Origin of the sequence: Streptomyces aurantiacus JA 4570 (assembly GCF_000414115.1) — a bacterium.
Taxonomy (GTDB): domain Bacteria; phylum Actinomycetota; class Actinomycetes; order Streptomycetales; family Streptomycetaceae; genus Streptomyces; species Streptomyces aurantiacus_A.
On sequence record NZ_AOPZ01000098.1, the window covers coordinates 10,742 to 23,735 of the forward strand.

Here is a 12,994-nt window from a genome sequence, read left to right on the forward strand (position 1 = left end):
CGAGAAATGACCCGAGGTGTGACGAGGGGAGCCAGCATGACCGGCTTACGTCCGGGACCGGCTGACGCGGACAGACCGGATGGCGCGGACATCAGGCGTGGTGAGAACGCCTGGCGCGGAGAGGACATCGCGATCGTCGGCATCGGCCTCCGCTTTCCCGGGGCGTCGAGCCTGGCGGAGTTCCGCTCCGGCCTCACTGCGGGGCGGGACCGGGTCGGTCCGATGCCGCCGGAGCGGGCCGAGGCGACCGGCCTGGACGCGGCCGTGAACCGTCTTCCCATGGGGCATGTCGAGGACATCCACACGTTCGACCACGCCTTCTTCCACATCTCCCGGCGTGAGGCCGCGCTGATCGACCCCCAGCACCGGATGGCCCTGACCCTGGCCCACCGGGCGATCGAGGACGCCGGTTACTCGGTGGCGGATTTCCATGGCAGCGAGACAGCGGTGGTGTGCAGCGCCTCGGCGTCCGGCTATCACACCCTCATCGGCGAACAGGGGGCGCTCGGCACTCTGGGCAACGCCCCGTTCGGGCTTCCCGCACGCATCGCGCACACCCTCGGCCTTGCGGGACCGTGCTACGCGGTCGACACCGGGTGCAACGGCTCCCTGATCGCCGTACACCATGCCTGCCGCGAACTGGCCGCCGGTGACGCCGAGTACGCCCTCGCCGGGGGCGTCAGCCTCCGGGTGGAGGGAATCCCGGTCGCGGAGGCGGTCGGCTTCACCGAACTGGTGTCGCAGAGCGGCCGGTGCCGGGCCTTCGACGCCGGCGCCGACGGAACCGTCTCGGGTGAAGGCGGGGCCGTGCTGCTGCTCACCACCCTCCGCCGCGCGCTGTCGGACGGTGCGCCGGTCCATGCCGTGATCCGGGGCAGTGCCACGCTCCACAACGGGGCCACCGCCGGCACCATCAGCGCCCCGAGCGCGGCGGCACAGCGGCGCGTCATCGCCAAGGCGTGGGCCGCCGCGGGCGCCGACCCGCAGCAGGCCGGCTACCTGGAAGCCCATGGTTCGGGGACCCGCCTCGGCGACGCCGTCGAACTGGAGGCGATCGCCGAGGCGTTCTCCGGCCGCAAGGATCCGCTTCCGATCGGCTCGGTGAAGACCAACATCGGCCATCTCGACCACGCGGCCGGTATCGCCGGACTGGTGAAGGCCGTGCTCAGCGTGCACCACGGCGAGCTCTACCCCTCGCTCCACTTCGAGCGGCCGACACAGGACATCGATCTGGCCGCGGCCGGGATCGAGGTGCTCACCGAGACGCGCCCATGGCCGTCGGCGGGCAGCGAGCCCCGGCTCGCCGGAGTCAGTTCGTTCAGCCTCGCCGGCGTCAACGCGCACTGCGTGGTGGCGCAGCCGCCGGAGCCGGCCCGCCCCGCAGGACCGCGGGCGCCTGCCGGGGAACCGCGGCTCGTCGGAGTCTCGGCCCGCACCCACGAGGCGCTGACCCAACTGTGCGGGGACCTGGCGCTTGCCCTGCGGAACAGCGAACTCGCCCTGGACGACGTGGCGTACACCCTCAACCAGGGCCGCACACACCACGCGTACCGCGTCGCGGTGACGGCGCGGAGCACCCCGGACCTGGCCTTTCAGCTCGCGGCTCAGGCGACCTGGCTGCGGGCCGAGGACGGCCGGGCACGCGACGGCCGCAAGCCTCCGGCCGTGGCCCTGCTGCTCTCGCAAGATGCGATGCCCGCGGGCATCAGCGGGGGTGAACTGCCGTCCGCCCTTCCCGCGACCGGGAGGGCGGCCGAGATCCTCGCGGCGCAGATCGCCCTGTACGACGCGCTCCGGCTCCGCGGCATCGCGTTCGACGCCGTTCTGGGCAGCGGCACGTCCCGGTTCGCGGCGCGGTACGTCCTCGGCCGCTCGTCCCTCGGCGACCCGGCGGAGTTCGCCGCCGTACAGGCCGCGCCGATCGACGCCGACGGACTGGTCCGCGCGGCCCGGACCCTCCTCGCCGACGGTCCGGTCCTCTTCCTCGAACCCAGCCCGGAAGGAGTCCTCGGCAGCCTGCTCGCCGAGCGCCTCGCCGGCGACGCGGGGGCCCGGGTGCGGGTTGCCCACGGGCTCACGGACGTGGCCCGCCTGCTGTACGAGAGCGGCATCGACGTGGACTGGGCTCAGGTGCAGTCGGCGCCCGCGTACGCCGCGCGGGTGCGGCTGCCCGGCCACCCCCTGCTCGGTTCGCCGTGCTGGCCCGCGCCCGTAACGCCGTCCTCAGCGGTGCGCGCCACGTTCGTGCCGCCGACCTCGGTGGTTCCCGGCGCCTCCGTATCGCCGCCTCCAGCGGTGCCTGACGCCTCCGTATCACCGCCCCCGGCGGTCCCCGCCACTCCCGTACCGTCGGCGGGGGCCCTCGCTGCCGCCGTGCCCACGGCCGCCGCGGCTGTCACGGCCGGTGCGGCGGGACCTGAGGAGAGCGCCGAGCCGCTGGACGGCGTCGACTGGCTGCAGAGCACGCTGCGGGAACTGCTGCACGCCGAAGGGCCCATCAGCCCCGAGGACGACTTCTTCGACCTCGGCCTCAACTCCCTCATCGCGCTGCAACTGGTCGACCGGATCCAGTCCCGGTACGGCGTCCGGCCCAAGCTGATCGACGTGTACGAACGACCCCGGGTGGCCGACCTCGCCGAGCTGATCACACCGGCGGACGCGGCGTCCGAGGCCCTGCCGCCCATCACCCCCAGGGACGAACTGGTCCTGTCGTTCGGCCAGGAGCGCATGTGGTTCCACCACCAGCTCGACCCCGACACCACGCTCTACAACCTGCCGATGGTCAGCCACATCCGCGGTCCCCTCGACGTGGACGCGCTGCGCGGCATGTGGGAGGACCTGGCGGAGCGGCACGAGGTGCTCCGCTCCAACTTCGTCGACGTGGACGGCACTCCGATGCTGCGGATCCGGCCGACGCTCGGCGACTTCTTCCGCTTCACCGATGTCGCGGCGGAGCGCGACCCGGTGGCCGCGGCGCGGGAGTTGGTGCGCGAGGTGGCACAAGTGCGGTTCGACCTGGAGCACGACCCCCTGCTGCAGGTGCTCGTCGTCCGGCTCGGCCCCGACGAGCACGTCCTCCAGGTCACGGTCCACCACGCGGTCAATGACGGACACTCGCCGAAGATCTTCCAACGCGAGCTGCCGATTCTCTACGCCGCGCGCCAGGAGGGGCGGCGGGCGGAACTCGACCCGCTTCCCATCCGTTACCGGGACTACGCCGGCTGGCAGCGTGATCTGCTCGCACGCTCCGCGCTCGATCACGAACTCGCCTACTGGGTCAGCACGCTGCGTGACGCGCCCGTGCTCACGATGCCCACGGACCACCCGCGACCCCCACGGAGACGATTCGTCGGCGATCTGTGTCCGTTCACTGTCCCGGCGCCGGTCCTGAGGGCGCTCAGAGAGTTGGCCCGCCGCGAGTCCGTGACCCTGTTCGTCGTCCTGCTCACCGCTCTGTACGTGCTGCTCGCCCGGTACAGCGGACAGCGCGACATCGTGGTCGGCTCTCCGACGACCGGTCGTAACCGTCCCGAACTGGAGGGCCTCATCGGCTTCTTCAACAGCACGGTGGCACTGCGCGCCGACCTGTCGGGCGAACCCAGCGTGCGCGAACTCCTGCGGCAGGTCCGGTCGGTGGTGCTCGGCGCGCTGGAGCACCAGGAGATCCCCTTCGACCGGGTCGTGAACGCGCTCGGCGGTGAGAAGGACCTGAGCCGGGCGCCGCTGTTCGACGTGTCCTTCGTGCATCAGGAACTGCCGCCGATCCAGGCGCTCGGCACCGCGGTGGGTGACTTCTTCGACCAGCGCGACACCGTCGCCAACAGGTTCGGCGGGATGCCGGCCGGTACCGCCAAGTGGGATCTGACCCTCCTCACCAACGACCGTGAAGGGGACGAGGACATGGTGGCCTGCCTGGAGTTCAGCACCGAGCTGTTCACCGAGGAGACCGCGGCGGAGCTGACCGCGGCCTATCTCGGCATCCTCGACGACCTCGCAGGAACGAGGGACACCGACCGTCCCGTACCCGGTCTCCAGCCTGTACCCGGTCTCCAGGCCGGGTCGGTACCTCCGAAACGGTCCGCGCCCGCGGACTCCGCGCCGCTGCCGCGGATGCGGGTTCCGGCCGACCGGCCGCGCTCCTCCGGCCCGGTCCACGCGTCGGCCACAGCCACCGTGGTGGTCGACGGCGGTCTCCTCGTGGGGCCGGGGCCGGATGTGGATGCGGATGCGGTTGTGGAGCCGGAGTCGGCGGCCGGCGACGTACGGAGCGAGCTTGACGGCGCCCTGCTCGCCGCCTGGCTGGTCCTGCTCGGCTGGTACACCGGCCAGGACGAGGTAGCGGTCCTGGCCGACACCCCGCACGGGCCGGTCGCGGTGCGCGCCGACCTGTCCGACGAACCGGGCTTCACCGCACTGCGGGCCCGGCTCCACCGCACGCCGGCGGAGCCGTTCGTACCCGAGGCCGGGCCGCTCCCCGTGCGGTACGCCGGGAACAGCACCACGGCGGACGGGCACGGAGCCGAGCTCAGCCTGTCCTGGTCCCGGTCGGACGCGGGACTGACACTCGTGATCGGTTACGCACCGGAGCTCTTCGACGAGAGCACCGTGCTGACCATGGCCACCGACCTGACGCGTCTGCTGAGCGGGCTGACGGACTGCCCCGAGGCGTCCGTGCAGGAGGTGGCGCTCGACCACATCATCCAGGACAACCGGTCGGACGACCTTGCCATGCTGGAGGAGGCGGCGCGATGAACACGTACACCCACGGCCGTGAGCCGGGAGGAGCGGGTCCTGACGAGGCCGTCGAGCCCGACGGTCAGGCCGCTGCCCCTGAGAACCCCCGACGCGGCGCGTCCGACGCCGGCGCCGAGGGCGCCCAGGGCTCGGCACCGTACGCCGCCCGGTACATCAGCCTGTGCGGCCCGGTGCGGGAGTCGGCACTGCGCGCCGCGATGGCGGGCTCGGGCGCCGGGTTCGAGCTGATCGACGCCACCGGCACGGCTGATCCGGACGCCTTCGTCACGGCTCGGGTCGAGCGGGAACTCGACCGCATGCCCGATGCGGACCAGGTACAGGGCTCCGTTCACCTCCTCTTCCGCCTGAGCCCGGAGCGATACGGCTGGTTCCAGGTGCACCACGGTCCGGCGGCGGAGGAGGCGATGGACGCGACCCTGCGCCGCGTCGCCACCCGGTACGCCACGGCGTCCGGCGCCCCCGAGGCCCCTGCCGACGAGCGCACGGACACCGCAGCCGACCGGGCGGGAGACCAGCGCGCGGCCGGTACCACCGGCGAGTCCGCGCCCCAGGCCGTCGGGCCCGCGCCCCAGGCCGTCGGGCCCGTGCGCATGGCCCGCTTCGACGCGTCGGACCGGACCCGCATCACGGCGGGCGCGGCCCTGGCCAGGGCCGCCCGACGCAGCGGCGGGGGTCAAGGAGCAGTGCTCCTTGCGGCACTCGCCGTCTACGCGCACCGCAGGTTCGGATCGGACGACCTGGTGATCGGGTACCGGAGGTCCGGCACGACCGTTCCCGTCCGGCTCGCGATGAACCCGCGCCTCACCTTCGCCGAGGTGGCGGGAGCAGCGGGCGCTCAGCTGCGCCGCGCCGGGCGAAGCAGCGGGCCCACCGTGTCGGACGGGCCGTCGTCGAAGCCCGCGGACGCGGACCAGGTCCTCGCGTGCGGGCTGGTGGATCACAGCCGTACCGTCCCGTTCGGCGCCTGTGAGGCCGCAGTGGTGTCGGTCTGGGCCCCGGCGACCGGCCTCGACGTGCGGGTCGACGCGGACGGCGAGTGGGAGACGGAGGTACGGGCCGACGAGGCGGGCGACCACCAGCGCCGGTTCGTGGCTCTCCTCGAGCGGATGGCACGCCAACCGGACCTGCCCGTCGCCCGGTTCGACCTCGCGGACGAGAAGGAACTCACGCGGTACCGCGAGGAGTTCAACGACACCGCGCGCCAGGTTCCGGAGGGGACCGTGTCCGGGGCGTTCCTGGAGCAGGTCCGCCGTGCTCCCGGCGCGGTGGCGGTGCGCCACCGTGGGAGCGAGCTGACCTACGCCGAACTCGACGAGCGGGCGGACCGTGTGTGCCGGCTCCTTGCCGAGCGGGGTGCGGGACCGGAGCGCCTGGTCGCCGTCATGGTGCCCCGGACCCCCGAGATGGTGGTCGCCGTACTGGCCGTACTGAAGTCGGGCGCGGCCTACGTGCCGATCGACCCCAAGTACCCGGACGGCCGGATCCGCCATCTCCTGAACGACGCGCGGCCCGCGGCCGTGCTGACCACGGCCGCGCTGGTGGGCCAACTCCCCGCGGCGGACGCGCCACCGGTGCTTGTACTGGACGATGCCGCCACCGTCGCCGAGCCGGCCGCCCCCGTCGACGCACCGGCGGGGGAGGGGCACGCACCGACGCGGGCGGAGCCCGCACCGGAGAACGCCGCCTACGTCATCTACACCTCGGGCTCGACCGGAAACCCGAAGGGCGTGGTGATCACACACCGGAACGTGGTGAACTTCGCCGCCTGGTCGGTGGCCGAGCTGGGCGCCTCGGCGTTCGAGCGGGTGCTCGGCGCCACCTCGCTGAGCTTCGACATGTCGGTCCTCGAGATCCTGGTGCCCCTGATGACCGGCGGCAGCATCGACCTGGTGCCCAACGTCCTCTCGCTGCTCGACGACCCCGACTGGACCGGGAGCCTGATCACCGCGGTGCCCTCGCTGTACCGGCGGGTGCACGAGGCGGAGTGGGTGGCCGAGCGCTCGGCGAACTACGGCTTCTCCGGCGAGCCGCTCCCCGCCGAGCTGGTCAGGGAGCTGCGTCAACGCCTTCCGCAGGCCCGCGTGTTCAACCTCTACGGGCCGACCGAGGTCACCGTCTACGCCGCCGCCTGGCAGTGCGACCCGCAGGCCGCCGGCAACCCGGCGGTCGGCCGCCCCGCGACCAACGTGCGCTGCCACGTCCTCGACGCGGCGCTGCGCCCGGTGCCGCTCGGGGACGTCGGTGAGCTCTATCTCGCCGGGGACTACCTGGCACGCGGGTACGCCCACCGCAGCGCGCTGACCGCGGAGCGGTTCCTCGCGGACCCGTTCTCCGACCGTCCTGGCGGGCGGATGTACCGCACGGGTGACCTCGCGCGCTGGTCCGAGGACGGGCAACTGGAGTTCGTCAGCCGTGTCGACAACCAGGTCAAGGTGCGCGGCCACAGAGTGGAACTCGGCGAAGTCGAGGCTGCTCTGCTGAGGCAGCAGGGCGTGGCCGAGGCCGTCGTCGTCGCCACCGACGACGGCGAGGGCGACCGCCGGCTCACCGCCTTCGTCGTGCCGCAGGGCGCCGAGTGCGTGCCGGAGGCGCTGGCCGACGCGCTGCGGGCCGAGCTGCCCGAGCCGTACGTGCCGGCCGCCATCCGTACGGTGGACGCCCTGCCCCGGAACCCCAACGCCAAGGTGGACCGGCTCGCGCTGGCCGCCCGGGCCGAGAGCGACGGGGCGACGCCCGCGCCCGCGCCGGTCACCAGAGGCCCGGTGGAGGTACTGCGCGAGGTGTTCGCCACGGTCGTGGGCCGTCCCGACGTGGAGCCGGACGACAGCTTCTTCGCGGTCGGCGGCGACAGCATCTCCTCCATCAAGCTGGTACGCCGTGCCCGCCAGGCCGGCCTTGTCATCTCCGTCGAGGATGTGTTCGAGCGCAAGACTCCCGCCCTCCTGGCAGAGGTGGCCGTACCGCGGAGCACCCCCGATGCCGAGCCACCGGCCGCGGACCACGAGGCGCCACTGATCGATCTTGACGCCGCGGAGCGTGCCTGGCTGGCGACGACCTGCCCATGGGCGGAGGACGTCCTTCCGCTCACGCCCGTGCAGGAGGGACTGCTCTTCCACAACAGCCACGACCGCCTCGACGAGGACGTCTACGTGCTGCAGTCGGCCCTGGACTTCACCGGCCCGTTCGACGCGGGCGCGATGCGGCGCGCCGCGGCGCTGCTGTGCCGACGGCACGCCGGGCTCAGGGCGGCCTTCCTCCGGCTGCCCTCCGGCAGGCCCGTGCAGGTCGTCAGCGCCGACGCCGAACCGGCCTTCACCGAGATCGACCTCACCCACCTGCCGGAGGAAGAGCAGCAGAAGGAGACCGCGCGGCTCACCGAGGCGGACCGCACCACACGCTTCGACCCGGCCGAACCGCCGCTGCTCCGGCTGACCCTGATCCGGCAGGCGGAGCAGCGGTTCCGGCTGCTGATGACCGCACACCACCTCCTGTTCGACGGCTGGTCGGTGCAGATCGTCGCCCGTGAACTGTTCCAGTTCTACGCCGACCCGGACCGCCTGGACGCGCTCGACGACGCCCCGCGCCACCGCACCTTCCTCGCCTGGCTCGGGCAGCAGGACCAGGAGGAGTCCATACGGGCATGGCGCGAGGCGCTGGGGCAGGTCCAGCCGACCCTGCTCGACCCCGCCGGACTGCACCGCGGTTCCGCCTGGCCGGCGCGGCTCCAGCATGAGCTGAGCGTGGAACAGCTCGATGCGCTCACGCGGTCGGCGGCCCGGCTCGGTGTCACCGTCAACACCCTGTTCCAGGTGTGCTGGGGCCTGCTGTTGGCCCAGTGGACGGGCAGGAGCGAAGCGGTGTTCGGGGTGGCCGTATCCGGCCGCGCCCCCGAGGTGGCCGGCATCGAGTCGATCGTCGGCTTCCTCATCAACACCATCCCCATGCGGGTCACCGTCTCCCCGGCCGAGTCGCTGGCCGAGCTGCTGCAGCGGGTACAGGGCGAGCAGGCACGGCTGCTGTCACACCACCACCTCGGTCTCACCAAGATCCAGCATGCGGTCGGCGCGGACACGCTCTTCGACACCGGCATGGTGTTCGAGAACTTCCCGGTCGACCGCGACCCCTGGGGCGATGTCCCCGAACTCTCGTTCCACGCCGCGCGCAACGAGACCGCAGGGCACTATCCGCTCACCCTGATGGCCGTGCCGAAGGTGACCGGAGGCATGCTGCTGAATCTGCTCCACCGCGAGGACGTCCTCGACCGGGCGACGGCCGAGCGCTTCCTCTCCAGAACGCTGCGCCTCCTCGACCTGATGGCCTCCGCTCCCGATACCCGCCTGTCCCGCCTCGACCTGCTCGACGACGCCGAGCGAGCGGCGCTCGCCGCGTACGGCGGCGGCGATGCCGACGTGGCGCCCCGCACGATCACCGCCCTGTTCGAGGAGCAGGTGGCGGCGACGCCCGACGCGCCCGCCGTCCGCAGCGCCGGACCCGACGGCACGGACATCACGTACCGCGAGGTGTCCGCCGCGGCCAACGGCATCGCCAGGGAACTGATCGCCCGCGGCGTCGGTCCGGAACAGGTGGTCGCGCTCGCACTGCCGCGCTCGGTGCAGACCGTGACGGCGGTGTTCGGGGTGTTCGCCGCGGCGGGGTGTTCGCCGCGGGCGCCGCGGTCACGCTGATCGACCCCGACTATCCCGAGGAGCGGCTCCGGCTCGTCCTGGGGGACACCCGGCCCGCCACTGTGATCACCGACCGGGCCCTCGCCCAGCGGCCGGCCCTGGGCGAAGCCGCCGACCTCCTCGTTCTCGACGACCCGGACACCGCGCGGCGCATCGCCGGACACGACGGCCGTCCCGTGACCGACGCGGAGCGGACCTGCCCCCTGCTGCCCTCACATGCGGCCTACATCGTCCACACCTCGGGCTCGACCGGGCGGCCCAAGGGCGTCCTCGTCCAGCACACCGGCGTGGCGGCGATGCTGAGCAGCACCGCCGTACAGTCCCGGATCGTCCCGGGCAGCCGAGTGCTGCAGTTCGCCTCCCTGGCCTTCGACGCCGCGCTCTATGAGATGTTCGAGACGTTGTGCAGCGGATCGACCCTGGTGGTCGCCTCTCCGGAGCGGCTGCTGCCCGGCCGCGGGCTCGAACGCCTCGCCCACGAGGAGCGGATCACCACCGTCACCCTTCCCCCGTCGGCCCTCGCCGTGCTCGATCCCGACGCGGGCCTGCCCGACGGCTGCCTGATCCGCGTCGTGGGTGAGGAACTGCCTGCCGAACTGGTGGCCCGCTGGGCCGCTCGGCACCCCATGATCAACGGCTACGGGCCGACCGAGTCCACCGCCTGTGCCACCATCAGCGACGAGCTGACCGGCGCGAGCACCACCATCGGCCGCCCCGTCGCCACCACCCGGATCCACGTCCTGGACGCCGCGCTGCGCCCGGTACCGCCCGGCCGCGAGGGCGAGCTGTACCTGTCGGGCCCCGCCCTCGCCCGCGGATACGTCGGCCAACCCGCCCGCACCGCCGAGCGGTTCGTGCCCGATCCGTTCGCGGCACCGGGCCGGCGGATGTACCGCACGGGCGACCTCGGCCGCTGGAACGCCGACGGCGAGCTGGAGTTCACCGGCCGCTCCGACCGTCAGGTCAAGATCCGCGGCTATCGGATCGAGCCCGGCGAGGTGGAGTCCGCGCTGCTCGCACACGAGGCCGTGGCCCAGGCGGCGGTGCGGGTCTGGACGACCGGGGTCGACGGTTCACGCCTGGTCGCCTACGTGGTGCCCGAGCCGTCCGCCGCGCCGGGCGCCGTCGCGGAGGAGGAGGTCCTCGCCGATTGGGTGGCGGTGCACGACAGCGTCTACGACAGAGAGGGCGGCGCCGACCGGGAGTCCTCGTCCCCGGACGAAGCCCCCTTCGGCGACTCCTTCGTCGGCTGGAACAGTTCCTACGACGGCTCCCCCCTTCCCCGCGAGGCGATGCGGGAGTGGCGGGACGCCGTGGTCGACCGCGTCCGCGAGCTGGCTCCCCGGCGGGTCCTCGAGATCGGCGCGGGCAACGGAGCGGTCCTCGCCGCGCTCGCGCCGCACTGCGAGAGCTACCACGCGACCGACATCTCCCCGATCGCCGTCGACACCCTCCGCCGGCACGTGGCGGCGGCGCCCGCACTGAGCGGCAAGGTCACCGTCAGCCAACAGACCGCCGACGACCTCTCCGGACTGCCGGACGGGCACTTCGACACGGTCATCCTCAACTCCGTGGTGCAGTACTTCCCTTCGCGCGCCTACCTGGAGCGGGTGCTCACCGGTGCGCTGCGCCTCCTCGCGCCCGGCGGTGCGGTCTTCGTCGGCGACGTCCGGGATGTCAGGAGCCGCTCCGTGCTGTTCACCGCGGCCGGTGTCGGCGCCGCCGGTGCGGTGACGACCGCGGCCCAGGCCCGGCTCGCCATCGGACGGAAGCTGCTCCTCGACAAGGAGCTCGCGGTCGCGCCGGAGTTCTTCGGCGGCTTCGGCGACGCGGCCGACATCCGCCTGAAGTCCGGCAGCCACGACAACGAGCTGACGCGCTACCGCTACGACGCCGTCCTCTACAAGGCGCCGGTGCCCAGCACCTCGGCGGCTTCGGCCATGCCCCTCGTCTGGGGCACCGACGTCCGCGGTCCTGCCGAGCTGTCCGCCCTGCTGTCCTCGGCCGGCGGCGCGACGCCGCTGCGTGTCACCGACATTCCCGACGCCCGCCTTGCCGCGGACCTCGCCGCGACACGCGCCCTCGACGCCGCGGCGCCGGGGACCACGATCGGCGCCCTCGACCTGACGGTGCCCGACGACCCGGGCGTCCGCCCGGCCGACATCGAGGACCTGGCGGAGAGGTCCGGCTACCGCGTGCTCGCCGCGCCGTCCGCCGCTCTGGGCCGGTTCGACGCCGTCCTGCTGCCCACCTCGGCCGCCGCCCCGGTCCGCGACGTGTACGCCCCCACCGCGGCCCCCGACGGCCCCGCCGTGCACGAACCGGCCACGGCGGGCGTCGCGGCGGCGCTGCCGACCGAGCTGCCCCGACGACTGCGCGAGGTGCTCCCCGCCCATCAGGTGCCCTCCGCCGTCGTCGTCCTGCCCGACCTGCCCCGCACACGGAGCGGGAAGATCGACCACGCCGCGCTGCCGGACCCCGAGGCACCCGGCACGACAGCGGGACGGGCCCCGCGAACGGTGCAGGAGAAACACCTCTGCGAGCTGTTCGCCGAGACCCTCGGCCTGTCGGCCGTCGGCATCGACGACAACTTCTTCGACCTGGGCGGCCACTCCCTGCTCGCCGCCCAACTGGCCAGGCGGATCGAGCTGACGTGGGGCACCGGCGTCGACACCGCGACCCTGTTCGTCGCGCCGACCGTGGCCGCCCTCGCCGAGCGACTGGGAACGGACGACCAACGCTTCGCGTTCGACGTCGTCCTGCCGCTGCGCCGCACCGGGGACCGCCCCGCGCTGTTCTGCGTGCACCCGGCAGGCGGAGTCGGCTGGATGTACTCGGTGCTGATGCGCCAACTCGGTGCGGATCACCCGGTCTACGCGCTCCAGGCCCGCGGCCTGGGCGGGGACGAGCCGCTGCCCGGCGACATCGCGGACATGGCCGACGACTACGTGGCGCAGATCAGGAGCATCCAGCCGAAGGGGCCCTACCACCTGCTGGGCTGGTCGTTCGGCGGGATGGTGGCGCATGCCGCGGCGACCAGGCTGCAGGCGGCGGGGGAACGCGTCGGGCTGCTCGCGCTCCTCGACTCGTACGTCATCGCCGACCACCCGTCGCTGCCGCCGGAGGACGCGTTCGGCGGAGCACGCGCGATGTTCGCCACGCTGCTGGCGTTCGCCGGAGTCCAGCCCGCCGGACTGCGCCTCGACGAGCTGACCACCGAGCGGTTCCTGGAGCTCGTACAGAGCACCGACAGCGTGCTGTCCGGCGTCGCCGAGCGGCATCTGATCGGCATGGGAAGCGTGTACAGCAACAACCTGAAACTGGGCCGGACCTTCCGGCCGGACGTCTTCCGGGGCGATGTCCTCTTCTTCGCGGGACGCCAGGACGCGTCGGTCCCGATGACCGTCGACTCATGGCTGCCCTACGTGCAGGACGGCCGGATCCGCGTCATCGACAGTCGATTCCTCCACGCCGACATGGGCAACCCCGACTCACTGGCCGAGGTGGGCAAGGTGCTCGCCGGTGAACTCGGCCGGCTGGAGGGAGAGTAGGCC

At 72.9% G+C, this 12,994-nt stretch carries 3 protein-coding genes; all 3 read left to right on the plus strand.

Annotated features, from left to right (window positions below):
* The first annotated feature begins 36 nt into the window (after positions 1-36).
* The 3 genes from STRAU_RS42355 to STRAU_RS12310 are packed head-to-tail and all read left to right on the plus strand — an operon-like array spanning position 37 to position 12,991.
* Entirely contained in the window at positions 37-4,752 is a 4,716-nt protein-coding gene (locus tag STRAU_RS42355; protein WP_016640623.1) for a condensation domain-containing protein, read from the plus strand.
* Positions 4,749-9,440, plus strand: coding sequence for a non-ribosomal peptide synthetase (locus STRAU_RS38980; RefSeq protein ID WP_016640624.1), 4,692 nt, complete (start codon positions 4,749-4,751; stop codon positions 9,438-9,440). The genes STRAU_RS42355 and STRAU_RS38980 overlap by 4 nt, the downstream gene beginning before the upstream one ends.
* A complete protein-coding gene (locus STRAU_RS12310) occupies positions 9,410-12,991 on the plus strand; it encodes an amino acid adenylation domain-containing protein (RefSeq protein ID WP_016640625.1) in 3,582 nt (1,193 codons plus the stop codon). Before STRAU_RS38980 ends, STRAU_RS12310 begins: the two co-directional genes overlap by 31 nt.
* Positions 12,992-12,994 lie beyond the last annotated feature (3 nt).

Coding starts and splice junctions, on each gene's coding strand:
- STRAU_RS42355 (WP_016640623.1), top strand. CDS start 37: ATGACCGGCTTACGTCCGGGACCGGCTGACGCGGACAGACCGGATGGC.
- STRAU_RS38980 (WP_016640624.1), top strand. CDS start 4,749: ATGAACACGTACACCCACGGCCGTGAGCCGGGAGGAGCGGGTCCTGAC.